25 protein-coding genes are annotated in these 23,638 nt (G+C 71.3%); 13 read left to right on the top strand and 12 right to left on the bottom strand.

Features of this window, described 5'->3' with window-relative positions:
- Positions 1–76: 76 nt before the first annotated feature.
- The gene (locus ACWEMY_RS04405) at positions 77–2,188 is read left to right on the top strand and encodes an acyltransferase family protein (protein WP_452388851.1); all 2,112 of its coding nucleotides are present in this window, start codon (positions 77–79) and stop codon (positions 2,186–2,188) included.
- Positions 2,189–2,274: 86 nt separating this feature from the next.
- Positions 2,275–3,174 carry an alpha/beta hydrolase family protein gene (locus ACWEMY_RS04410; RefSeq protein WP_452388852.1) on the top strand — a complete coding sequence of 300 codons (900 nt, stop codon included), beginning with the start codon at positions 2,275–2,277 and terminating at the stop codon, positions 3,172–3,174.
- Here ACWEMY_RS04410 and ACWEMY_RS04415 read toward each other — a convergent pair.
- Positions 3,156–3,734 (bottom strand): TetR/AcrR family transcriptional regulator, encoded by a 579-nt coding sequence (locus tag ACWEMY_RS04415; RefSeq protein ID WP_452388853.1) that lies wholly within the window; start codon positions 3,732–3,734, stop codon positions 3,156–3,158. The genes ACWEMY_RS04410 and ACWEMY_RS04415 overlap by 19 nt on opposite strands.
- 75 nt (positions 3,735–3,809) lie before the next feature.
- On the opposite strand from ACWEMY_RS04415, the gene ACWEMY_RS04420 reads away from it, so the two are divergent.
- Together ACWEMY_RS04420 and ACWEMY_RS04425 are read left to right on the top strand one after the other, a co-directional pair.
- Positions 3,810–5,201 (top strand): MFS transporter, encoded by a 1,392-nt coding sequence (locus ACWEMY_RS04420; RefSeq protein ID WP_452388854.1) that lies wholly within the window; start codon positions 3,810–3,812, stop codon positions 5,199–5,201.
- Positions 5,202–5,208: 7 nt separating this feature from the next.
- The gene (locus tag ACWEMY_RS04425; RefSeq protein ID WP_452388855.1) at positions 5,209–5,868 is read left to right on the top strand and encodes a PAS and ANTAR domain-containing protein; all 660 of its coding nucleotides are present in this window, start codon (positions 5,209–5,211) and stop codon (positions 5,866–5,868) included.
- A 12-nt stretch (positions 5,869–5,880) separates the two neighbouring features.
- On the opposite strand, the gene ACWEMY_RS04430 is transcribed toward ACWEMY_RS04425, so the two are convergent.
- Positions 5,881–6,492, bottom strand: a complete 612-nt coding sequence (locus ACWEMY_RS04430) for a flavodoxin family protein (RefSeq protein WP_452388856.1) — start codon at positions 6,490–6,492, stop codon at positions 5,881–5,883.
- Between the two features lie 20 nt (positions 6,493–6,512).
- The gene (locus ACWEMY_RS04435) at positions 6,513–6,869 is read right to left on the bottom strand and encodes a hypothetical protein (RefSeq protein WP_452388957.1); all 357 of its coding nucleotides are present in this window, start codon (positions 6,867–6,869) and stop codon (positions 6,513–6,515) included.
- A 712-nt stretch (positions 6,870–7,581) separates the two neighbouring features.
- On the opposite strand from ACWEMY_RS04435, the gene ACWEMY_RS04440 reads away from it, so the two are divergent.
- Positions 7,582–7,992, top strand: coding sequence for an STAS domain-containing protein (locus ACWEMY_RS04440; RefSeq protein WP_452388857.1), 411 nt, complete (start codon positions 7,582–7,584; stop codon positions 7,990–7,992).
- On the opposite strand, the gene ACWEMY_RS04445 is transcribed toward ACWEMY_RS04440, so the two are convergent.
- The 3 genes from ACWEMY_RS04445 to ACWEMY_RS04455 are packed head-to-tail and all read right to left on the bottom strand — an operon-like array spanning position 7,953 to position 9,851.
- Complete coding sequence (locus tag ACWEMY_RS04445; RefSeq protein ID WP_452388858.1) at positions 7,953–8,978, bottom strand: iron-containing redox enzyme family protein; 1,026 nt, start codon at positions 8,976–8,978, stop codon at positions 7,953–7,955. The genes ACWEMY_RS04440 and ACWEMY_RS04445 overlap by 40 nt on opposite strands.
- The gene (locus ACWEMY_RS04450; RefSeq protein ID WP_452388859.1) at positions 8,975–9,217 is read right to left on the bottom strand and encodes a CDGSH iron-sulfur domain-containing protein; all 243 of its coding nucleotides are present in this window, start codon (positions 9,215–9,217) and stop codon (positions 8,975–8,977) included. Before ACWEMY_RS04450 ends, ACWEMY_RS04445 begins: the two co-directional genes overlap by 4 nt.
- Positions 9,177–9,851: a HemK2/MTQ2 family protein methyltransferase gene (locus ACWEMY_RS04455; protein ID WP_452388860.1), complete on the bottom strand. Its 675-nt coding sequence runs from the start codon at positions 9,849–9,851 to the stop codon at positions 9,177–9,179. Before ACWEMY_RS04455 ends, ACWEMY_RS04450 begins: the two co-directional genes overlap by 41 nt.
- Before the next feature lie 143 nt (positions 9,852–9,994).
- Between ACWEMY_RS04455 and ACWEMY_RS04460 the strand changes: the two genes are divergently transcribed.
- Positions 9,995–10,870, top strand: coding sequence for a carboxylate-amine ligase (locus ACWEMY_RS04460; protein WP_452388861.1), 876 nt, complete (start codon positions 9,995–9,997; stop codon positions 10,868–10,870).
- Between the two features lie 6 nt (positions 10,871–10,876).
- On the opposite strand, the gene ACWEMY_RS04465 is transcribed toward ACWEMY_RS04460, so the two are convergent.
- The 3 genes from ACWEMY_RS04465 to ACWEMY_RS04475 form a co-directional block, all read right to left on the bottom strand.
- The gene (locus ACWEMY_RS04465; RefSeq protein WP_375927746.1) at positions 10,877–11,170 is read right to left on the bottom strand and encodes a hypothetical protein; all 294 of its coding nucleotides are present in this window, start codon (positions 11,168–11,170) and stop codon (positions 10,877–10,879) included.
- A gap of 27 nt (positions 11,171–11,197) precedes the next feature.
- Complete coding sequence (locus tag ACWEMY_RS04470; protein WP_375927745.1) at positions 11,198–11,686, bottom strand: DUF6328 family protein; 489 nt, start codon at positions 11,684–11,686, stop codon at positions 11,198–11,200.
- 135 nt (positions 11,687–11,821) lie between these two features.
- Positions 11,822–11,995 (bottom strand): CsbD family protein, encoded by a 174-nt coding sequence (locus tag ACWEMY_RS04475; RefSeq protein WP_375927743.1) that lies wholly within the window; start codon positions 11,993–11,995, stop codon positions 11,822–11,824.
- 169 nt (positions 11,996–12,164) lie between these two features.
- Here ACWEMY_RS04475 and ACWEMY_RS04480 point away from each other — a divergent pair, with 169 nt between their 5' ends.
- A complete protein-coding gene (locus ACWEMY_RS04480; RefSeq protein WP_452388862.1) occupies positions 12,165–12,860 on the top strand; it encodes an LmeA family phospholipid-binding protein in 696 nt (231 codons plus the stop codon).
- Between the two features lie 26 nt (positions 12,861–12,886).
- On the opposite strand, the gene ACWEMY_RS04485 is transcribed toward ACWEMY_RS04480, so the two are convergent.
- Complete coding sequence (locus ACWEMY_RS04485; protein WP_452388863.1) at positions 12,887–14,320, bottom strand: hypothetical protein; 1,434 nt, start codon at positions 14,318–14,320, stop codon at positions 12,887–12,889.
- A 112-nt stretch (positions 14,321–14,432) separates the two neighbouring features.
- Positions 14,433–15,449 (bottom strand): glutathione S-transferase family protein, encoded by a 1,017-nt coding sequence (locus tag ACWEMY_RS04490; protein ID WP_452388864.1) that lies wholly within the window; start codon positions 15,447–15,449, stop codon positions 14,433–14,435.
- 98 nt (positions 15,450–15,547) lie between these two features.
- Between ACWEMY_RS04490 and ACWEMY_RS04495 the strand changes: the two genes are divergently transcribed.
- The 6 genes from ACWEMY_RS04495 (at position 15,548) to ACWEMY_RS04520 (ending at position 23,011) form a co-directional block, all read left to right on the top strand.
- Positions 15,548–16,465: a D-alanyl-D-alanine carboxypeptidase family protein gene (locus tag ACWEMY_RS04495; protein ID WP_452388865.1), complete on the top strand. Its 918-nt coding sequence runs from the start codon at positions 15,548–15,550 to the stop codon at positions 16,463–16,465.
- 76 nt (positions 16,466–16,541) lie between these two features.
- The gene (locus tag ACWEMY_RS04500; RefSeq protein ID WP_452388949.1) at positions 16,542–18,086 is read left to right on the top strand and encodes an MFS transporter; all 1,545 of its coding nucleotides are present in this window, start codon (positions 16,542–16,544) and stop codon (positions 18,084–18,086) included.
- Positions 18,087–18,262: 176 nt separating this feature from the next.
- Positions 18,263–19,321 (top strand): LLM class flavin-dependent oxidoreductase, encoded by a 1,059-nt coding sequence (locus ACWEMY_RS04505; protein ID WP_452388866.1) that lies wholly within the window; start codon positions 18,263–18,265, stop codon positions 19,319–19,321.
- A 262-nt stretch (positions 19,322–19,583) separates the two neighbouring features.
- Positions 19,584–21,224, top strand: a complete 1,641-nt coding sequence (locus ACWEMY_RS04510; RefSeq protein WP_452388867.1) for a bifunctional 3'-5' exonuclease/DNA polymerase — start codon at positions 19,584–19,586, stop codon at positions 21,222–21,224.
- A 147-nt stretch (positions 21,225–21,371) separates the two neighbouring features.
- Positions 21,372–22,151: a helix-turn-helix transcriptional regulator gene (locus ACWEMY_RS04515; protein WP_452388868.1), complete on the top strand. Its 780-nt coding sequence runs from the start codon at positions 21,372–21,374 to the stop codon at positions 22,149–22,151.
- 5 nt (positions 22,152–22,156) lie between these two features.
- Entirely contained in the window at positions 22,157–23,011 is an 855-nt protein-coding gene (locus tag ACWEMY_RS04520; RefSeq protein WP_452388869.1) for a sterol desaturase family protein, read from the top strand.
- Here the strand turns inward: ACWEMY_RS04520 and ACWEMY_RS04525 are convergent.
- On the bottom strand, positions 23,008–23,562 hold the full coding sequence (locus ACWEMY_RS04525) for a winged helix-turn-helix transcriptional regulator (protein WP_375927724.1): 555 nt from the start codon (positions 23,560–23,562) through the stop codon (positions 23,008–23,010). The genes ACWEMY_RS04520 and ACWEMY_RS04525 overlap by 4 nt on opposite strands.
- Positions 23,563–23,638 lie beyond the last annotated feature (76 nt).

Genomic DNA, 23,638 nt, shown 5'->3' on the forward strand with positions numbered 1-23,638 from the left:
ATGGCAGTGCGTGCCAGATCACATTCGATGCCAGGAGGAATGGCCCGGGCCGACGCGGCGTGATAGGAGATTCGTCATGGCCAGACCCCCGGAGATCGAATCGGTACCCCGCCCGGCGCGGACGCACAGTCCGTCGGCGGACGGCGCCGAGCGCTCGGCGTACCGATTCGATCTGGACGGTCTGCGGGGTCTGGCGATCGCGTTGGTCGTGGTCTTCCACGTGTGGTTCGGGCGCGTGTCCGGCGGGGTCGACGTCTTCCTGGTGCTGTCGGGCTTCTTCTTCACCGGCATGGTGTTGCGCCGGGCACAGTCCCCAGAACCGGGCTGGGCGACCGGGGTGCTGCGGCGCACGCTGCGCAGGCTCGTCCCGGCCATGGCGGTCGTGCTGGCCGCGGTCGTCGTCGCCACCGTGCTGGTGCTGCCGTACACCCAGTGGTCCACGGTGGCGGCGCAGGTGCTGGCCTCGCTGTTCTACTACCAGAACTGGCAGCTCGCGCTGACCTGGTCGGACTACCTGGCCGCCGATCCGTCGGTGAGCCCGCTGCAACACCTGTGGTCGATGGCGGTGCAGGGGCAGTTCTATCTGGCGGTGCTGCTCGTGATCGGGGCCGCCGGCTGGGTGTGCGCGCGGCTGTCGCGGCCGCATCGGGTCCGGCTCGTCGTCGGCGTGGTGGTGATCGTCGGCGCGGTGTGCTCGTTCGTGTTCGCGGCGCACGGCATGACGACCCGGCAGGGCTGGAACTACTACGACACCGCCGCCCGCGGCTGGGAACTGCTGGCGGGGGCCGCGCTCGCGGTGCTGGCGCCGTCGCTGCCGCGGTCGCGGTTCGTGCGGTCGCTGGCCGCGTTCCTCGGTGTCGCCGGTGTGGTGCTGTGCGGGTGGATCGTGCTCGACGCCGCGAACCGGTTCCCCGGTCCGGCCGCGCTGCTGCCGGTGGGCGCGGCGATGGCGGTCATCCTGTCCGCGTCGGGCCTGCCGGTGCGCGAGTGGCCCGCGGTGAATCAGCTGCTGGCCCATCCGGCCATGCGGTGGCTCGGCGACATCGCCTACCCGCTGTACCTGTGGCACTGGCCGATCCTGATCTTCTTCCTCGCCGAGCGGGGACATCCACGCGCGGGTCTCGTCGGTGGGGCCGCGGTGATCGGGGTGTCGGTGCTGCTGGCCTGGCTCACCCACCGCTGGGTCGAGGAACCGCTGCGACAGCGCGGCGCGGTGCGCCCGGTCGGTGGCGCGCGACCACGCAGGCTGGTCACGGCGGGGGTGGGTGTGCTGCTGGTGGCCACGATCACGGCGGCGACCGGGTGGCAGTACGCCGTGGTCCGGGTCAACCCGTCGGCCGCGGTCGGCGTGCTCGATCCGCAGCGGTACCCGGGCGCCGAGGCACTGGCCGCGGGCGCGCCCGTCCCCGACGCACCGATGCGGCCCACGGTCTTCGAGGCACCCGCCGAACTGCCCCCGCCCACCGTCGACGGGTGCATCGCCGACTGGGACACCCGCGACCTGGTCACCTGCACCTACGGTGACCCCGACGCCGAACGCACCCTGGCCCTCGTCGGCAGTTCGCACGCCGAACACTGGCTGCCCGCCCTGCAGGTCCTGGCGACCGAACACAGCTTCCGCATCCAGGTGTATCTGAAGATGGGCTGCCCGCTCACGCTGGCCGAGGACGCCATGTACAAGGGCGAGGCGAACCCGGACTGCCGGGACTGGTCGGCCGAGGTGATCGACCGGCTCGACGCCGACCGCCCCGACTGGGTCTTCACCACCGGCACCCGCCCCCGCGACACCGGCGGTGACGAGACCCCGGGCGACTACCTCGACGTATGGACGGCTCTGTCGGAGCGCGGCCTCAATGTCATCGCCGTGCGCGACACCCCCTGGTTGCGTCGTGGCACCGTGCGCTACAAGGCGGTCGACTGCCTGGCCGGTGGCGGTGATCGCAGCAGTTGCGGCATGGCCCGCGAGGACGCGCTCGATCCGGTGAACCCCGGACTCGAGCCCGCCTCGGCGTTCCCCAGCGTCTTCCCGATCGACCTGAGCGACGCCGTGTGCGAGCAGACACGCTGCCTGGTCGAGGAGGGCAACATCCTCATCTACCACGACGAGCACCACCTCACCGCCAGCTATTCGCGCTCGCTGGCGGGACCGCTCGGGCGCGAACTGCAACCGTTGCTCGGCTGGTGGTGAGCCGCGCCACGGTGGACTCCCGCCTCACCGTCTGAGCGTCACCGGCGCGGTACCGTGCTGCTCAGGGGTGTAAAAGGAGGTTCCCGGTGGCAGCTGGCCGACGACGGTTCCTCGTGGCTGTGAGCGTGGTGGCGGCGGTGCTGGGAGCGCGGGCCGCCGAGCTGTCGGCGCCCGCCGAGCCGGTCGTCAGCGAGGTCGTGGCGCACCCACAGAGCGTCCAGCGCATCGCCTACGGCAACGCACCGGACACCTTCGGCGACCTCTATCTCCCGCCGACCGCCAGCACCCGGCTACCGGTGGTGGTACTCGTCCACGGCGGCGGCTGGACCCAGGGCCGCACGCTGGCCCAGTTCGACGCGCACGCCCGGGCCCTGGCCCGCGAGGGCGTCGCGGTGTGGAACGTCGAATACCGGCGCGTGGGTGGGGGCGGTGGCTGGCCGATGACCCTCACCGATGTCGACGAGGCCGTCACCGCGCTGGCCGACACCGTGGCACCGCGCGTGGGCAATCTGCTCGACCTGGGGCGGGTGCACCTGGCCGGCCACTCCGCCGGGGGCCAGCTCGCTGCCTGGGTCGCCGGGCGCTGGTCGGCGCATCCGCCGCGGCATCCGGAGATCCGGATCCGCAGCCTCACCCTGATGGCCGCCGTCCTGGACCTCGACTCCGCGGTCACCGACAACCGCGACGCCTTCGTCCCGAAGCTGCTCGGTGGGACGCCCGGTGAGGTCCCCGACCGTTACCGCGACGCCTCACCCATCCACCAGCTGCCCGCCGCCGCCATCCGCGTCACCGCCCTGCACGGCGCGAACGACCGCGTCGTCGTCCCCGCGCAGAGCATCCGCTTCGTCGAGGCCCTGGCCCGCGCGGGTATCGTCGCCGATCTCCAGATCCTGCGCGGCACCGGTCACGGCGAATTCGCCGACGCCACCTCCCCGGCCTGGAACACCGCCCACCGCAGCATCCTCGCCTACACCGCCGCCGACTGACCCCGGCTCTCGGGCAGCAACTGCAGGATGCCGGTGACGGCCCGCCGGAACGGCTCCTCGGACTGGGCCCCACGCGCGAGCACATAGGCGCCCTGCCGCACCGCGAGCACGGTCGTGGCCAAGGCGTCGACATCGAGTGCGCTGTCGAGTTCCCCCCGCGCCACCCCCTCGGCGAGAACCTCCCGGATGCTCTCCTGGATCCAGGCGAACATCGTCGAGATCGGCTCCAGCAGGGCGGGATCGGCCACCACCGCGGAATCCTGCACGAGCCGCCCCAACCGGCACCCGCGCAGCACGTTCTCATCGATCGTCAAGAACGCCGCCACCTTCTCCCGTACGGTCGACCCACTGCGCAACCGCCCGCCGATCTGCTCGCGCAGCTCATCGGCCATCCGCTCCTCGGCCGCCACCGCCAGCCCCGCCTTGCCGCGGAAGTGGTGATACATGCTGCCCTGACCCGCCTGCGCGAGTTCCTGGACTGCCCGCGGGCTCGTGCCCGTGAACCCGTTCTCCCACAACAGTGTCTGCATGCTCGCCACCAGCCGGTCCGCCGTCGTCATCTGGCGATTGTACCCAGCAGTATGTACAGTCGGCGGCGTTGTACCTGTAGGTACAGGAGTCGACGGGGGTGGCGAATGACGGTCCGCGCGAACGGAACCGGACGATCGGCGACAGCGAACACGGCGGCCTCGGCGGCGATCTGCCTGGGGTTCTTCATGATCCTGCTCGACGGCAGCGCGCTGAATGTGGCGTTGCCCGCGATTCAGGCCGAGACCGGCGGCACCATGGCGGCGCTGCAATGGTTGATCGGTATCTACACGATTCCGCTGGCCGCGTTGCTGCTCAGTGCGGGGGTGCTCGCCGATCGGATCGGTGCGGGCAGGCTGTTCCTGTGGGCACTCGGTGGTTTCACTGTCGCGTCGCTGGCGTGTGCGCTGAGTCCGACCCTGCCGGTTCTGCTGGGGTTCCGGTGCCTGCAAGGTGTTTTCGGTGCGGGGATCCTGCCGACGACCTTGGCGCTCATCACGCGTCTGCATCCCGAACCGGCGCAGCGGGCGCGGGCGATCACGGTGTGGGGTGCGATCGGGGGGATCGCGCTGATCGTAGGGCCGGTGGGTGGAGGTGTGCTGACCGAGGTGCTCGGGTGGCGGTCGATCTTCCTGGTGAACGTGCCGATCGGGTTGGTGGCGGTCGGGCTGGCGTGGTGGTGCATCGGCGAGACCGCCCGGCGGGGCGGTGCCTCGTTCGACTGGGGCGGGCAGATTCTGGCGGTGCTGGGGTTGGGGGCGCTGGTCGCGGTGCTCGTGGAGGGTGGTGAACGGGGCTGGTCTGATCGGGTGACGGTTGTCGCGGGCGTGGCGGCGCTGGGGTCGCTGGTCGCGTTCGTCGTGACCGAATCGCGGGTGCGGGCACCGGTTCTGCCGCTTCGGATATTCCGCACGCCCGCGTTCTCCGCCGCCGTCATCAACGGCTTCGCGTTCCAGTACGGGGCCTACGGCCTGCAGTTCCTGCTGGCGCTCTTCGTCCGATCCCGGTGGGGCTACGACGCGTTCGGCGCCGGTGTGCTGTTCGTTCCCTTCGCCGCGGTGTGGACATTCGCCACGCTGGTCCTGAACAGGCGGTGGTCGGGGCGGGGGATGCGCTGGCTGTTGATCACGGGCTCGCTCGTGGCGGCCTTCGGGTCGCTGGTGTGCGTGGCGGTCGACGGGCCGGAGAGCAGGCCGGTGCTGCTCGTGGGCACCGTCATCGTCGGATTCGGTTGCGGGCTCTTCGGGCCCAGTGCGAACGGCGCGGCCATGGCGGCGGCCGATCCGGACTTCGCGGGCTTGGCCTCGGGGGTGCTGAACACCGCGCGTCAGGTCGGGATGGCGGTGGGTGTGGCGGTGCTCGGGGGATGCCTGCGTGCGAACCCGCTCGTCGGTGTGCGGGTGGGCATCGTGACCACGGCAGTCGGTTTCCTCACCATTGCCGTGTTGTCGTGGCGCTACGTCCCGGCACGGCTTTTCGGCGCCGGAGATCGGGGATAATCGGCGCATGATCGGACCGGACGGCGCGGCGGCGCGGGTGCAGGTGGAGCGGGTGCTCGGTGGGGGAGAATCGCTGGCTGTCGGGCGATTCCGGTATTGGTTCGTCGAGCATCGGTGGGAGTGGTCGGACGAGGTCGCCCGGATGCACGGGTACCCACCCGGGACGGTTCCCACACTCGACATGCTGCTGGCACACAAACATCCCGACGACCGGGACCGGGTCGCGGCGATGCTCACCTCCATCGACCGCGTCGGCACCTTCTCCAGCCACCATCGCATCATCGACACCCGGGGCCAGCAGCGCGATGTGCTGGTGGTGTCCGAACCGATGGTCGACGATTCCGGCGCGGTCGTCGGAACCGCCGGCTACTACATCGACGTCTCCGGCTCCGCCGCCGAATACCGGCGCGAGGCCATCGACACCGCGCTGCCGGATCTCCTGGCGGCCCGCGCCGAGATCGAGCAGGCCAAGGGTGCGTTGATGCTGGTCTACGCGATCACCTCCGACCAGGCCTTCCAGGTACTGCGCTGGCGCTCCCAGGAGACCAACGTCAAACTGCGCACCCTCGCCGAACGGGTGGCCGCACGGCTGCCGCAGATGGCCGGCGGTGACGCCGCGCTGCGCACCCGGCTCGACCACCTCCTCCTTACCGCCCACGAAGCCTGACCGGGCCGGAGATCACCGCGCGGGGTAGTTCTGCGCGCGCAGCAACCGGGCGAGGTGGGCGGCATTGCGCGCCATGGTCGAGGTCGTCTCGCGCACCGCGTCGGGCGTCTCGGACAGATCGTTGTAGTCGACGCTGCCCATCGCCTCCCCGTTCCAGTAGGTGCAGCCCTGCGCGGGAATGGTGAAGCCGACATCGTTGAGCGCCTGGAAGGTGTCGGCGACGATCTTGTGCGCGCCGTCCTCGTTGCCGACGACAGCGGCGAGCCCGAGCTTGCCGAAGGCGGCGGGCCTGCCCAGCTCGTCGGTGTTGGACACCTCGGCGTCGAGTCGCTCGAGGGCGCGCTGCGCGATCGAGGACAGATGCCCCATCCAGGTGGGGGTGGACAGCAGCACGATGTCGGCGTCGAGCACGCGGCGCCGGATCTCGGGCCACTGGTCGCCGTCGCCTTCGTCGGCGCTCACGCCCGGCCGGACGTCGAAATCGGCGACCCGCACCGCCGCACCGGTGACGCCGTGCCCGGCCAGCTCGGCGAGGACCTGTTCGGCGATGAGCACACTGCTCGACGGCGCGGGCGAGGATTTCAGGGTGCACACCAGGGCGAGAGCGCGCAGGGAGTCGGTCATCGGAGATCCTTTCGGGCAGGTCAGCGGTCACGGACGACGCGCACCGTGTCCAGGCGCGGATCGGCGGCATCGGGCAGGTTCATTCCCGCGGCGACACCGGTGCGCAGGTATTCCATGACCGCCTCGTCGAGCCGTTCGCCGGGCACGACCGCGGGAGATGGAACAATCAGCTCCTCGGCCTCGGCCAGCAGACCCCGCCGGGCCAGCCGGTCGTCGAGGCCGGGCGTCATCAGCATGTCGCTGCGGAAGGCGTCGGTGCCCAGGGCGCGCAGCACCCGGTCGTCGATGCCGCGGCCCTGCCGGTGCCCGGGCGGGGTGAAACCGTAACGGCCCAGCGCGTGGTACGCGGCGAGCAGCGGGGCGGTGCTGTGGTCCATCCGATCGCTTTCCCCTGTGCGGCCTATCGCCGTGCCGAGGGGTCGGGCAGTCGGGGGTCTGGCCCGGGAACCGGCGGAAACGGTTCGGGCTCCGGGGACGGCGGCGGGACCGGTGGCGGTGACGGAGTGGGCCGGGGCGGGGGAGTGGGTGACGGTGTGGGTGACGGTGACGGATCGGGTGGTGACGGCGGCACCGGGTCACCCGGGGTGGGCGGCACCGGGTCCGGGCCGGGGCCGGGTGGGAACGGCGGGGGTGGAGTGGGTTCGGTGAGGCGGAGTGGAGTCATGCTGTCCTCCTGAGTGATGGTCGGCGCGGGAATCCGTGCGCTGCCGGGCCGACACAATCGTCATGCCCGTTGCCGATGCCCCGAAACAGCTCGGCGACCGCGCCCGCCACCGACGACGGCGATGACGCCACCGACGCTGCCCACCCCGATTGAGTGATCGAACGTGGGGTACGCGCCGGTCATGGAAATCGTGGTGATCGTCGGACTGGTCGTTGTCGTCGCGGTGGTTCTGCTGGCCCGCAAGCGCACTCCGCGCGGGCCGGACGAACCGGAATCGACCGGCAACGACCCGAAATGAGCCGCCCGCCGCCGAGGCGGTGACAGCGGCACTGACCCGTGCCAGAATTGGATCAGGTTGAGACCCCAGCCGATCCCGGTCGCTGTGCTGCCACGACCGACCGGAACTTCCTTCTGACGGAGGTTCGATGGCTGTCGTGACCCGTCGTCGGCACGCGAGCCGGCTGCGCTGGTATCGAGGATCCACCCAGGCGAGCATGGTGCAGCGGTTGCGCCGGCGGGGCGAACCGGGCTGCTGGGTGATGGTCGCCGGAGCCGAACTCGACGCCGCGCACACCCCCGAGCTGCGCGCCCTGCTCGAACGGTCCCGGCGCTCGGGTGCGCGGGTGATGGTGCTCGACCTGCGCGGCACCGATTTCCTCAGCATCCGCGTCGCCGCCTCGCTCGCCGAGGCCAAGCGCGAGGCCGCGCGCCACGACATCGACCTGCGCCTGGTCACCGGCAGGCCGGAGGTGGAGCGGGCACTGGACCTGGTCGGCGTGCGCCCGCTGTTCCGCTACTACAGCTCGATCGAGGCGGCCTCCGCGCCGGCGCGCTGAGCGAGCGGCGCGCGCAGCGAGGTCTCGCCCCGCGTCCAGCGGCCCAGCACATGCTCGGTGAAGCGGTCCTCGAGCAGGTTGGTCACCTGGATCCCGAAGACGATCTCGCGGGCCGCCGCGGGCTCGGCGGCCAGCAGCTCACCGATCACCTCCCGGCGCATCACCTGCTCGTGCACGGCGTCGGCCTCGACGTGCTCGGTGTAGAAGCGCGCGCACGCCGGGTGGGGCAGCAGGTCGCGGGCCAGGTCGGCCAGCCGGCGCGACGCCGGGGACGAGGTGATCTCGACCGACGCGAAATGCCCGACCGAGGCCGCCCGCAGCCCACGGTGCAGCCCCAGCAGCGACATCATGTCGACCAGGGCCAGCATCGGTGCGGGCACGATGTCGAGGTAGTGCAGGTAGCCGGGGTCGAGGTCGGCCCCGGCCAGCAGGTCGGCGAACAGTTGCGCGTGCACCCGTTCGCCGCGGCCGCCGCCGAACTCGTCGAACTCGACCGCGACCAGCGCAGCCTTCGCCTGTCCCCGCAATCGCGGGATCACCCAGGCGTACGGGTCGGCCTCGATGTGGTGATAGATCGAGCGGTGCACGAAGTACTCGCGCAGCAGGTCGGCGGTGCCGCGCTCGGCGAGGAATCCGGCGATCCCCGTGCCCTCGGCCGCCGGTTCCAGCAGCGGGGCGAGTTCACCGTCGACATCGTCGCCGCCGTCGACCCCCGCCCGCAGCGCCGCGAGGAACTGCCGTTCCAGCGCGGCGCGCACACCCAGCAGCCCGGGGTCCCACTCCCAGCCGTCGTCGACCGCGGCGAAACCCTGATAGTGCAGTTCGTAGCAGGTGTGCAGGGCGAGCAGCAGATCGTCGCCGAAGGGATCGAGTTCACCGACCGCCGGGACCGGCGAACCCGGTGCGCGGGTGAGCGATTCGACCAGCCGGGCCGAGAGTTCACCGCGCGGGGCAGGCAGTGCGCGCTGCGGCGCCGGGGCGGTCATCGTGCCTCGTCGGTGTGGGGGCCACGATGTCTGCGCCGGTGGCTGGTGTCGCACAGCGGGTAGATCGAGGAGCGGCGGCACAGGCACAGGGCGACCCGGAACCGGTCGCAGTGCAGGACCTCGCCGTCGGCGGTGACCAGGTCGACGGGCCCGTCGATCAGGGCGGGACCGCCGTCGACGAGCACCACCCGCCGTGGCTCACTGCCGTTCCCCGACGACGGGCGACTCTGTGCGGTCAATGCGGATCACCACCAATTCCTCCTGGTCCTGTCCCGGCCGGATATGGCCGCGCTCGGCCAGCCACCGCGCCCGCGACCGCAGGACCGGCCCGAACGGCACCGTGCCCCCGGCGACCACCTGGGCGTCGACACCACGCTCACGCAACTGGCACAGACTCCGGTCCGGATCGCTGATCGCCGAGTGCACGATCAGCCCGCACCCGCGGTCGGTGAGCAGATCGGGCAGCGTGTGGCACAGCCGGTCGAGCACGCTGCGGCCGTCCGGACCGGCGTCCCAGGCCAGTGCGGACCCGCGCGTTCGCGATGCGGCGGCGGGCACATAGGGCGGGTTGGCCACCACCAGGTCGAAGCGCGGCAGCCGCAGCGCGGCGCTGAAGTCACCGTGCAGCAGTTCGACCGCGATGCCGCGCACCCGGCAGTTCAGCCAGGTCGACAGGAGCGCCGGCCACGACAGGTCGATGGCGGTGAGACTGCCCGCACCGGCCGCCGCGGCGGCGAGCGTCGCCACCCCGGTCCCGGCGCAGGCGTCGAGCACCCGGGCGCCGGGAATCCGGGGCAGATCGCGCAGGGCGCGACACAGCAGCCAGCTGTCGGTCTGCGGGCGGTACACACCGGGTGCTCGGATCAGACGCATGGCGGTTGTCCTGTCGTCCGGTCGATCGATGAGGTGGTGCTCAGAGCGAATGCCCCGACTCCGCCGAGGTAATCAGCGCACCCGGTTTCGGTGCGCACGCCGGGGTATTACCCGGGCACAGCGTCGGACTGTCGCGTCGCCGGGTGGCCCAGTGCGCGGTCGACCACGGCGTGCACCTGCTCGCGGTAGCCGTGCCGCCGACGGTGCCCGAGGGCTATCCGGTGACCGACACCGACCGCTACCAGCGGATCGCGCACACCTTCGGCATGATCGCGCACGAACAGGGCCTGTGCGGGTGCCACGTGCACGTGGGAGTCCCGGATCGCGAGACCGCGGTGCTGGTGGGCAATCATGTGCGGCCCTGGCTGCCGGTGCTGCTGGCCGTCACCGCGAATTCGGCGATCTACCGGGGCAGCGAGACCGGCTACGCGAGCTGGCGCAGCATTCTGTGGCGCCGCTGGCCCAGTGCGGGACCGCCGCCGTATTTCACCTCGCTGGCCGAATTCGAGTCGATCGTGGCGATGATGCGGGCCGGTGGCAGCATCCTCGACAACAAGATGGTCTATTGGGACATCCGGCCCTCGGAGTCGTTTCCCACCGTCGAGATCCGGGTGAGCGACGTCCCGGCCACCGTCGGGGAGTCGGCGCTGCTGGCGGCCCTGATCCGTGGTCTGGTCGGCATGGGATTGCGGGCGATCACCCGCGGCGACATCGGCCGGGCCGTCCCGGGAGAGCTGTTGCGCGCCGCGTACTGGAACGCCGCCCGCTTCGGGCTCGACGGCAACGGGCTCGATCTGGTCGACGGCCGGGTCGTTCCGCAGCAGCAGCTGCTGGCCCGGCTCGTCGCCCACATCGAGCCCGTCTTGCAGGACTGTGGCGATCATGCCTTCGTCACCGAGGCGATCGCCGCGCTCACCGCCCGGGGTAACGGTGCCCGTCGGCAGGTGCGCGCGCTGCGTGAGCGGGACGCGGTGGCCGACGTGGTCACCGAACTGGGCCGGGCGACGCTGGAGGGTTGAGCGGGCTCAGTGCCCGCGCTCATCGGTGAGGTCGAGGCCCTCGGCGGCCTTGACCCGGCGATGCTCGGCGACCACGATGACGATCCCGGCGACGAGGCAGATCGCGCACACGATGCCGGCGATCGCGGCCCAGCCGGCGAAGCCGTAGCCCGCCGCGGTGAGCGTGAGGCCGACCAGCACCAGTCCGAGGCCGATGAGGATGAGACCCGGCCAGTTACGGGTGTCCTCGATGGATTCTCCCGCGTGCGAACGGGTGGTGCGCTCGTCGTCGGGGAAATTGTGCGGCTGCGGAGAGTTCATCGCAGGTTCCTTCCGGATCGGAGGGGGTCAGCGGTCGGGGGTTCGCCCGCGTTCGAGCAGTGGCCACACCAGCCAGGTACCGAGGAACAGCGCGCTGAACACGACCCCGGCCGCCACGGCGGCGACGGTGCCCGCCACGATGCCGAACAGCAGCACCGCGACGCCGACCAGCGCGATTCCCAGCAGGATCACCCCGCCGATCGCGACGCGATGGGTGGAGGCCACCAGCCAGGCGATGCGGTGGCGCCGGAACAACAGCCGGTGCGCCGCCACCGGGGCGACCAGCAGCACGGTCGCGCCGATCGAGGCCGCCACCACCACCAGATACAGCACCTTGATCGGTGTGCCGGTGGTGACGAACTGCGGTTGGAACGGCAGCACCATCAGAAAACCGGTGAGCAGCTGGACTCCGGTCTGGACGACGCGCAGCTCCTGCAACAGCGACGCCCAGTTGCGGTCTAGCCGTTGCGTCTCGGTCTCGCCGCGGGCGTCGAGGTTCCAGGAATAGTCGTCCATCAGGTGACCTCCTGCCCACTGCCCGACGGCCGGGAAACCGGGCCGTCTCACCGGGCAATACCCGCTCGGTGCGGCGGCAATCGGGGCGGGGACCGCCGGGGGCCGCCCGAACGGACGGCCCCCGGCGGTGTGCGCTCAGTCGCGGAAGGCGTCCTTGACCTTCTCGCCGGCGTTCTTCAGATCGGATTTCGTCTGATCCACGCGACCCTCGCGCTCCAGATCCCGGTCGTCGGTGGCCTTACCCGTGGCTTCCTTGGCTTTGCCTGCCAGTTCCTCGGCCTTGTTCTTCGCCTTGTCAGCAAAGCTCATCGTGGCAATTCCTTTCAGACAGTTGCTCGGCCATCTCGTGACCGTGGGCCGTCCTGGGGACCCATTCAGGGCGATACCCGGGTCCTCACATCGCAAACAGCCGCGGCTGTCGGCGCTGCGCCGCGCGCGGTTTCGCGCATGATGGGGGGATGGCCGAGCAGGTGAGCGCATGCGCGCGGTGCTGATACTGATCGTCGTGCTGGCGGTGGCGCTGGTCGTCGGGGACCGGGTGGCGGTGGTGGTGGCGCAGAACGAGATCGGCAGGCGGGTCGCCGCGGCCTACGACCTGCCGCAGCCGCCGCAGGTGGTGATCGGCGGGTTCCCGTTCCTGACCCAGGCCGTCGACGGGCACTATCCCGAGGTCGACATCCGCGTCGGGGACTGGACCGGCGAGGACATCACCGTGCGCGACCTCGATGTCCGGCTGACCGAGGTGACCGCACCGCTGACGGACCTGCTGAACCGCCGCACCGAGAACCTGGTCGCCGCCACCGCGACGGCCACGGCCGTGGTGCCCTACGACAGTGTGCGCGGTTTCGCACCGGACGGGGTGGAGTCGGTCGCACCCGGCCCGGACGGGCTGCGGGTCACCGGGACGTTCCCGGTGCAGGGCCTGTCGATTCCCGCGATCGTCGTGGTCACGGTCGCCCCGGCCGACGACGGGATCGAGGTCACCCCGGTCTCGGCCCAGTCCACCGCCGGTGGCCCGGCCATCCCGCTGAGCCTGCTGCGCAGCGTGCTGACCTTCACCGTGCCGCTGCGTCAGCTCCCGCTGGGCGCCCGCCTCACCGCCATCGAGCCGGGCGCCGACGGCCTGCACGTCACCGCGGTCGCCCACGACGTCCCCTTCGCCGACACGGCCTGAGCCCGATCACCCGGAACCGGCCGGGCTCAGCGCGGGGCGATCCGGAACAGCCCGCTCATGGTGCCCTGGTAGAGCGTCCGGTCGGGGGCGATGGTGCCCACCATCTGCAGGGTGTTGTGGATCGCGGTCGCGCCGATCGGCTGCTCGGTCTCGACGCGGCCGGTGGCGGCGTCGACGACGGCGTAGTGGAAGGTGTCGGTCAGTCCGGCGCTGCCGGTCGGGATCACGGTGTGCCGGGTGACGGTGTAGATCTTGCCGTCGGCCACCGACAACCGTGGAACCGCCGCGGACAGCGCGGAATTGGTCCACACCACCCGGCACCCGGCGTCCTCGACGTCCACCCGCACCATCCCGCCGGTGAACGGCGCGCTAGCCGGTTCGCTCGGCCCGGCGCCCTCCGGCACGGCCGGATACGGGTAGCCGTAGGTGCTCGCCACGAACAGGCTGGTGCCCGATCCGATGGGGGAGTTCTCGGTGCCGTCGACCGTCGGCACCGAGCACACCGGCGCGCCGGTGGCGGTGTCGAAGACGAGCAGGTTCTCCCGCGGCACCGCGTTGTCGGTGATCGCCAGGTACTCGGTGCCGCTGCCGGGGCCGAAGAAGGTCGGCGTGGCGCCGGTGCCCCAGGACAGCTGTCCCGGCTTGCGCGCGGGGCCGCGATCGTAGGGCCGGCGCCACACCACCCGCGGTGCGCCCGCGGCGTCCACGTCGACCAGATACAGCGCGTGCGTGGTGGCGATCGCGACACCCTGCGGCGCGGCGGAGATGCTGTTGGCGACCTGCTCGCCGGGACCGAGCACGATCGAACGCACGGCGCCGCTCGCCGGGTCGGCGAACCCGGCCGCGGCGTTGTCGGTGGCGAACCAGACCCGGCCGTCGAAGTCGGGCATCACCGAACTCACCGCGTCGCAGTCCCCGCCGCCGCAGTGTCCGGTGACGGCGACGGAGATCTCGGTGGCCGAGTCGACGAAGACGGTCCAGCCGTCGCCGTCGCGGCGGTGCCCGATGCGCAGCAGCTTTCCGCTGCCGTCGACGGTGACCATCCGGTCACCGCTGTCGAGGTAGGCGTACACGCCGCCGAGCAGGCTGCCCTTGGCCAGGTCGAGCGAGGCCAGCGGCTGCCCACTGGCCGGATCGAGCAGGAAGACCGTCGGGGCCCGGTCGACGATCTTGGTGCACAGTGCCTGCGGCAGGCCGTCGGCGCCCTGCAGGATCGTCGGGCACGCCGCGGCGAGCTCACGGAACTCGCCGACGATGTTCCCGGTGCCGGGCCCGGCGAACGGTGTGGCGTCGGAGGATTCGGCGTCGCCGTGCATGGTCGCGGTGCCGAGCGGGCCGAGGTACGGATTGGCCGGGGGGAGGGTGCCGAAACCCGCGGTCGCCGTGCCGGTGGAAACGGTCAGCACTGCGGCCGTGGCGAGCGCGGCGACGGCGGCCGCGCGGCCCAGTCGATCGAACACGGGCGACTCCCTGACATCTCGGTGCCGAATATTCGAACTACAGCGAACGAATATTCGCATGGCAGTCGAGAGTAGAAGCGCCCGTCGCCGATGGCAAGACGGGATCGGCGGGTTACCGCGCCGGGAGGGCCGGTACCTGCTCGGCGGTGTGCGGCGGGGACGGCGGGGTGCCGTCACCGAAGGGCCTGCCGCCGAGCTCCTCGCGGTGGTGCGGGGTCAGCCAGCCGACGAGATCCGGTCCCGCCGGGACGATTCCGGTGGGATTGATGTCGCGGTGCACCACGTAGTAGTGCTCCTTGATCTGCCCGAAGTCCACGGTGTCACCGAAACCGGGCGTCTGGAACAGGTCCCTGGCGTAGGCCCACAGCACCGGCATCTCGGTGAGCTTGGTCCGGTTGCACTTGAAGTGGCCGTGATAGACCGGATCGAAGCGGACCAGCGTGGTGAACAGCCGCACGTCGGCTTCGGTGATGGTGTCACCGACCAGATAGCGCTGGGTGCGCAGCCGTTGCGAGAGCCGGTCGAGCGCGGCGAACAGGCGCGCGTAGGCGATGTCGTAGGCGTCCTGCGCTCCGGCGAATCCGCAGCGGTACACACCGTTGTTGACCTCGCGGAAGACCTCGCGGTTGATCTCGTCGATCTGCCCGCGCAGGGCCTCCGGATAGAGCTGGGGTGCGCCCGGCCGGTGGTGCGCGGTCCACTCGGTGGAGAAGTCGAGGGTGATCTGGGCGTAGTCGTTGGTGACCACCTGCCCGGTCGGGATGTCGACCACGGCGGGCACGGTGATCCCGCGCGGATAGTCGGGGAACCGGGCGAGGTAGGCGTCGCGCAGGTGGTGGATGCCCAGCACCGGATCCACTTCGCCGGGGTCCAGGTCGAAGGTCCAGCTGAGTTTGTCGTGGGTGGGTCCGCACAGGCCCAGCGACAGGACGGGTTCGAGTCCCAGCAGCCTGCGCACGATGAGCGTGCGGTTGGCCCACGGGCAGGCCCGCGCGGCGACGAGCCGATAGCGCCCGGACTCGACCGGATAGCCGTCACGGCCGTCGGCGGTGATGCGCGTGGTGATGTAGTTGGTGTCGCGGCGGAACTCACCGGCTTCGACGTAGGTCCCCGCATCCGTTTCGCTCACCGCTCCAGTCTCGCAGACGACGCCGTCCACGGCCTCGCCCGTGGAAACGCGGTGTGCCGTTCCCGCGAATCACCGCGCGGGTGCGACAGAATGTCGCGATGCGGACATTTGCCCGGGTGTTGCACGCTGTTGTCGCCGGTGTCGTGGTGGGGGTCGCGGCCGGTCACGGTGTCGCGACCGCCGGTCCCACCGGAAGCTCGGATCTGCTGCCCTGGTCGGCCACCGGACCCGACGGCGTCCAGGCCGCGGGCGCGGCCCTGGCCGACGGCATCACCGGCACGGTGCTGTGGTCGCGCGAGGCGCACACCCCGGTACCCATCGCCAGTATCGCGAAGGTGATGACGGCCGTCGTCGTGATCGCCGCCAACGACCTGGAACGTCCCGTGACCGTCCCGGCCGAGGCATTCTCCTACTGCGGCAGACACGGCGGCAGTACCGCCGGGCTCAGTGCCGGTGAGGTGCTCACCGCCCGCCAGCTGCTCTACGGCCTGCTGCTGCCCTCGGGCTGTGACGCCGCCTACGCGCTGGCGGAGTCGTTCGGCCCCGGCCAGGGCGGTTTCATCGGCCGGATGAACGACACCGCGCGTGTGATGGGCCTGGGCGGAACGCAATTCAGCGATCCGAGCGGGCTGCCCGAACCGCACGACTACTCGACGCTGTCCACACCCGCGAACCTGGTGACCCTGGCCGTGCGTGCCATGACCATGCCGGTCTTCCGCGAGATCGTCGCCGCCAGGGACTTCTTCGTCCCCGCGGGGCCGGGCAACCGGGAACACTCCTGGGAGACGACCAACCGCCTGCTGCGCGAGTACCCGGGCACCATCGGCATCAAGACCGGCAACACCGACGCCGCGGGCCACTGCCTGCTGTTCGAGACGGTCCGCGCGGGCATCCCACTGGTCGGCGTCGTCCTGCACAGCTCCGATCACAGCAGCATCGTGGCCAAGCAGGACGCCGAACGCATCCTGAACTGGGCCTACGACCCGATCCTGCGCGTACTGCCCGCCGCGGGCTGATCATCGCCCGTCACCGGGGGCGGCGGAGGAGCGGCGCCACGGCGTACTCGCCAGTACCGTGTGCCGGGTGAGTTCGATGATCAAATCGCCCGGCACGCAGGGACGGCCGGGCGTGGCACTGGCCGCCGTGGTGGCGGTGGTGTTCGTGACCTTCCTCGACACGACCGTGGTGAGTGTGGCGCTCGGCGCCATCCGCACCGATCTGCTGGCCGACGTCACCGGCCTGCAATGGGTCGTCAACGCCTACACGGTGGTGTTCGCCGGATTGATGCTGGCAGGCGGCTCGCTCGGTGACCGATGGGGCCGCAAGCGCGTGATGATCGCCGGTCTGGTGATCTTCTGCGCCGGGTCGGTGGTCTCGGCGCTGGCGAGCAGCGTCGCGGTGCTCATCGCCGGGCGCGCGATCATGGGCCTCGGTGCGGCGGCGTCGGAACCGGGCACCCTGTCGGTGCTGCGCCACATCTTCCCCGAGAGCCGCACCCGCGCCAAGGCGGTCGGTGTCTGGGCGGCGGTGTCGGGTCTGGCGCTGGCGGCGGGCCCGGTGCTGGGCGGGGTGCTGGTGCACGCCTACGGCTGGCGCTCGATCTTCTGGTTCAACCTGGTGATCGGCGCGGTCGCGCTGATCGCGGCCCTGTGGTCGGTGCCCGAGAGCGCCGATCCCCGGCAGGAACCGGTCGACTGGGCGGGCGCGGTACTCGGCGCCACCGCCTTCGCGACGGTGATCTACGCGGCCACGGTCGGTGCGGACTGGGGCTACACCGCGCCCTCGGTGCTGGCGCTGTTCGCGGTCGGCGGGCTGGCGCTGATCGGGTTCGTCCTGGTCGAGAAGCGGGTGCGCGCACCGATGCTCGATCTGCGCTATCTGCGGCTACCGGTGGTGCGCAGTGCGCTCGTGGTGGCCTTCGCCGTCTACTTCGGGATCTTCTCGATCTTCTTCTTCACCGCGCTGTATCTGCAGGTGATGAAGTCCTATTCGGGGGCGCGCACGGCCGGGATCTTCGCGCCGATGGCCGTCACCATCGTGCTCGGCGCCCTGGTCGCGGGCTTCTGGGTGGCTCGCCGGGGCGCGCGTCTCCCGATGATCCTCGGCTGTGTGGTGGGCGCGGGCGGCATTCTGCTGACTCGCTGGGAGCTGGCGGGCACGCTGCACGATCCGTGGCTGGCCGCGGCGATGGGTGTGGCCGGGCTCGGTTTCGGGATCGCGGTCGTGCCGCTGACCTCGGCGGTGCTCTCGGGGGTCCCGCCCGAGCATTCGGGCATGGCCGCCGCAGCGACCAATACGATGCGCCAGATCGGTTCGGCCTTCGGCGTGGCGGTACTGGGCGCCCTGGTGAGCGGGTTCCTGTCCGCGGATCTGAAGGCCAGGATGACCGAACTGGGCCTGCCGACCACCCTGCAGTACGACGCCATCCAGGTCGTCGAGCGGGGCGGAATGCCGGAGGGCACCAACATCACCCAGTATCTGCCGTACTGGTCGAAGGTCTCCGAGGCGTTCGAACTGGGCAAGGTGGCCTTCCATCACGGGCTCGAGGTCGCCCTGCTGGTGTCGGCGGTGATGATCCTGCTGGCGGCGGCGTTCGCCACGGTCGACGGGGTGCGCCACCGCGCCGACATCACGTGAATCCCGCTCGGCGGGATTCTATTCCGGGACGCGGGCGATCCGTGCTGGTCAGCGGTGTCGCCCGGGGTTCGGCTCCGTGGCGCGTGCCCGTGGCAATGTCCGCGGCGGGTCGATACTCGGCGGGCCGGGTTCATCGCCCGGCCCGACGCCGTCGCGCACCGAACGGAAAACCCCGCATGAGTCTCGAATTCCTCTGGTACATCCCCAATCAGGTCACCCCGGGACACCGAGGCGAACCCGTCGCCGCCGACCACAACAGCCTGGACACGCTCACCGCGCACGCCACGGCCCTGGAGGCCAACGGCTGGAAGGGCGCCCTGCTCGGCACCGGCTGGGGCCGTCCCGACACCCTCACCGTCGCCGCGTCGCTGGCCGCGCGCACCGAGAGCTTCGAACCGCTCATCGCCATCCGGCCCGGCTACTGGCGACCGGCGAACTTCGCTTCCGCGGCCGCCACCCTCGATCATCTGACCGGCGGCCGGGTGCGGGTGAACATCGTCTCGGGCAAGGACGATCCGGGCGCCTACGGTGACAGCGAAGGCGACCAGGCCGACCGGTACGCCCGCACCAGGGAATTCCTGCAGCTGGTGCGCAAGCTCTGGACCGAGGAGAACGTCACCTACCGCGGCGAGCACTTCCAGGTCACCGATTCCACCGTGCAGCCGCGCATCGTCGTCCGTGGCGAGCGGCGGCACCCGACCCTGTACTTCGGTGGCGCCTCCGCGGCCGCCGAACGCGTCGCCGCGACCGAGGCCGATGTCCAGTTGTTCTGGGGCGAGCCGCTCGACGGCGTCCTCGAACGGATCGAACGCCTACGCGCGCTGAGCACCGAACTGGGCCGCGAGCACGCGCCACTCGAATTCGGCCTGCGCATCACCACTTTCGTGCGCGACACGACCGAGCAGGCCTGGGCCGACGCCGAGGCCAAGGTGGCCGAGATGGCGAAGAACGCCGGCGGCGAACAGCCGCGCCGCCGGGCCGCGGTCGGTCAGCAGCGACTGCTCGACCTGGCCACGCGCGGCGACGTCCTCGACGACAACCTATACACCGCGCCCGGCCGCTACGGCGGCGGGGGAGCGGGCACGACCTGGCTGGTCGGCTCCGCCGAAGACGTCGCCAAGTCCCTGCGCCGATACCGCGACCTGGGCATCACCCACTTCGTCCTGTCCGACACCCCCTACCTGCGCGAAATCGAACGCCAGGGCTCCCAGCTGCTACCCCTGCTGCGGGACTGACCCGGCGAGGACTCGGTCGGCGAAGGGCAGCACGGCGTGTGCCCGGACGAGTCGGTCATGAGTCACCGCACCGACGGCTCGCCGGTGCGGACCCGGACCGGTGCCGCGACGGGTCGAGCAGCGCGGTGTCGCGGGTCGGCACCTGCTGCGCGGACCGGGCCTGCTGGGCCGCGCGGCCGGTGTCGTCCCCCGTTCTGCGGACCCGGAAATCAGGCGGCGCGGCAGCGCGGAAGGTGTCGTACCCCGCTGCAAGACTCGGGCCGTGCGGTGGGCGATAGCGGAGTCGGGTGACGGTGGCGTGCGCCTGTGTGCGCTCGACCAGGAGGGGAAGCCCGCCGGGCCGGTGCTCACCGAAGCGTCTCTGGCCGAGGCCGTGCGGTCGCGTCCCGAGGTCGAGCGGTGGGTGTGGCGGTCGACCGCCGAGATCTACCGGCCCCTGCTGGCCGCCGGGGTGCGGGTCGAGCGCTGTTATGACGTGCAGGCCGCCGAAGCGTTGCTGATCGGGCACGAGGAAGGCCAGTCCGGGCAGGCCAGGTCGCTGGCGGCGGCGTGGGCACGGTTGCATCGCCTGCCGGTTCCGCCGGACGCGCCCGTGCGGGCCGCCGAGACGGAGCCCTCGCTGTTCGACTCGGCGCCGGTGCCGCTGCCGCCGGGTGTCGACGAGTTCGACGCACTGCTGGCGGTGTACGCGGGGCAGGTCGCCCGGACCGCGCGCGCCGAGCATCCGGACCGGATGCGGTTGCTGCTGGCGGCCGAGTCGGCGGGCATGCTGGTCGCCGCGGAGATGGCGCGGGCGGGGATCCCGTGGCGCGCCGACATCCACCGCGAACTGCTCGACACCCTGCTGGGCGAACGCTTCGCCGGCGGTGGCGAACCGCGCCGGATGGCCGAACTGGCCGACGAGGTCTCGCGGGCGTTCGGGATGCGGGTGCGGCCCGATCTGCCCGCCGAGATCGTGCGCGCCTTCGCCCGCGCGGGGATCGAGGTGTCCTCCACCCGCAAATGGGAGTTGCAGCGCGTCGACCATCCCGCGGTCGCCCCGCTGCTGGCCTACAAGTCGCTCTATCGCGTGCACACCGCGCACGGCCGGTCCTGGCTCGACCAGTGGGTGCACGGCGGCCGGTTCCGTCCCGAATACCTCCCCGGCGGTACGGTCTCGGGGCGCTGGACCACCAACGGTGGTGGCGCCCTGCAGATTCCGAAGATCATCCGCCAGGCCGTCCGCGCCGACCCCGGCTGGACACTGGTTGTCGCCGACGCCGCCCAGATGGAACCACGCGTCCTGGCCGCCGTGTCCCGCGATCCCGCGCTGATGGCCGCCGCGGGCCGCCGCGAGGACCTCTATGCCGACCTGGCCACCCGCGGCTTCGGCGGCGACCGCGCCCGCGCCAAACTCGCGCTGCTGGGCGCCATCTACGGCCAGACCTCCGGTGACGCCCTCACCCACCTCGCGGCCCTGCGCCGCCGCTACCCCGCGGCGGTGGCCTACGTCGACGACGCCGCCCACGCCGGCGAGGAGGGGCGGCTGGTACGCACCTGGCTGGGCCGCACCTGCCCGCCGGTCCTCGCCGAGGACACCCTCGCCGGCTTCACCGGCACCCCGGCCGCCCGCGCCCGCGGCCGCTTCACCCGCAATTTCGTGGTCCAGGGCAGCGCCGCCGACTGGGCCCTGCTGGTCCTGGCGGGCCTGCGGCACGCGCTCACCCACGCCGGTTCACAGGCCGAACTGGTGTTCTTCCAGCACGACGAGGTGATCGTGCACTGCCCGGCCGAGGAGGCTCCGGCCGTCGTCGCGGCGATCGATACGGCATCCGACACCGCGGGCCGGATCGCCTTCGGACCGACCCCGGTGCGCTTCCCCTTCACCACGGCGGTCGTCGACTGCTACGGAGACGCCAAGTGAGACCACCTCGCCGGAGAGCAACCGCATCGCGGGGAGACACCCTGGCGGTTCCCGTGTGGTGGTACCAGGGTGACGGGCTGCCCGGTCGAGAGCCTTGGGCCGGTTAGCATCCGGTATGCCCGTGACCGTGATGCCGGAGTCGCCGCGATGAGCGTGGCGGGCTGGCGTGGCGCGGGCGCGCTGATCCGGCCGGGGGTGCTCGCGTTCGCCGGGACCATCGGCGCGACCGACCGGCACGCCCACCACGCCGTCCAGATCATCGACGCCCACCTCCCGGTGACCGTGCGGGATGGCGAGAACACGCCGCACACCGGTACCCGGGTGATCATTCCCGCCGACACCGAGCACCGCATCGAAACCGGCGGCGCGACAGGCGTCGTCGTGTTCCTCGACCCGGATTCCGTGGCCGGTCGAGGCGCCGGGCAGCGGGCGTCCACCGGGTGGACGGGGACTTCGACGGTTTCCGGGTCGCGGGGCACCGAGATCGTCGACGAACTGCTCGCGGAACTGGGGGAGGGAACCGGTGGCGAGATCGCGGCGGACCGCCACCCTGCCGTCCGCGCGGCGGTGGCCGCCCTGCCCGCGCTGGTGGCCGCCGGTCCGGTGCGGCCCGGCGAGGTCGCCGCACTGGTCGGACTCTCACCCAGCCGGCTCACCCACCTGTTCAGCGCCCAGGTGGGGCTGCCGCTGCGCGGCTACATCCTGTGGCTGCGCCTCATGAACGCCGTCCGTTCGGCCGAGCCGGGCCGCGATCTCACCACCATCGCGCACGCGGCGGGCTTCGCCGACAGCGCCCACCTCACCCGCACCTGCCGCGAGATCTTCGGGCTGCCCCCGTCGGCGCTGTCGCGCACCGTCGAGTGGGACATGGGCGCGGCGGACAGCCGAATCGTTCAAGCGGACAACGGGGTACACCGCCGAGGCTGAGAGTCATGCACACCGCTCTCCGCCGACTCGCCCGCTACGGATACGTCCCGTTCATGCTGCTGGGCCTCAACGGCATCGGCATCACCCTGGCCGCCACGAACGCGCCCAAACCGTGGCTGTTGCTCGTCCTCGCGACGGCGATCGCCACCTCCTTCGCGGCCGAACGCCTCATCCCCTACGATGACACCTGGAACGGCACCCAGCCCGACAGCACCCGCGACCGCGTCCACGCCGTCGCCAACGAAACCCTGATCCTGGTGAGCACGGCACTGATCCCGCTGCTCGCGGCCATCGTCCCCGCCCCCGGATTCTGGCCGGACACACTGCCTTTCGCGATCCAGGTCCTCGTCGCGATCCTCGTCGCCGACGCGGGCATCACCCTGGTCCACCTGGCCAGCCACCGGATCGGCGTGCTCTGGCGGTTCCACGCCGTACACCACAGCGTCACCCGCTTCTACGGCCTCAACGGCCTGATGAAGCATCCCCTGCACCAGAGCGCCGAGATGGCCGCCGGTGTCGCGCCGCTGATCCTGATCGGCCTGCCGGTCGACGTCGCCACCGCCCTCGCGCTGGCCGTGGCGATCCAGCTGTTGCTGCAGCACTCCAATGCCGACTACCGGGTCGGGCCGCTGACATACGTGCTCGCGCTCAACGAAGGCCACCGTTTCCACCACCTGAAATGGCCCGGGATCGGTGACGTCAACTTCGGCCTGTTCACCCTGCTCTGGGACCACCTGCTGCGCACCTACAGCTACGACCCACGCCGCCGCATCAGCTCCGATCAGCTCGGGATGGCCGCGCACCCGGACTATCCGGTCGGCTACCTCGACCAGCTGGCCGAGCCCTTCCGCCGCCGCTAGCTCGTGCTGAGCGCGCGGGCGCCGGTGGCGATCGCGGTGGCCTCGGCCAGGTCGAGGCGCAGTTCCCGATCCGGTGCCCGCGCCGGTCCCTCGTGGTGGGTGACACCCTCGGCGGTGATCACGTAGTGCAGCACGGTCTCGCCGATGTGCACCGTGACGGTGCCCGCGGGCACCAGCTCGGCGACCGCGCGGCCCAGCGGCAGAGCCAGCCAGTGCGCGCGCACCGCGTCGGTCGGCTTGCGCTCACCGAGCAGGGGCGCACCCCAGGCCGAGAGCGCGTCGAGCACCGGCCGCAGGGCCTGACCGGATTCGGTCAGCTCGTAGCTCGAGCGCATGCCGTTGCGGTGGTGGGTGAGCAGGCCCTCACGTTCGAGATCCTTGAGCCGGGTGGCCAGCATGTCGGTGCTGATCCCCGGCAGGTCGGCGAACAGATCGCTGTAGCGGCGCGGCCCGGAACACAGTTCGCGGACGACGAGCAGGGTCCACCGGTCACCGACGAGGTCGAGGGCACGGCTGACCGCGCAGTAGTGGTCGTAGCTTCGGCGTGGCACGTGTACTACTTTAACCAGTGGCTTGGAAAAACCAAGTGAAATCTTGGAAATACCAAGTAATGTGTGCGGCAACCAC

This window comes from Nocardia sp. NPDC004415 (assembly GCF_053602435.1).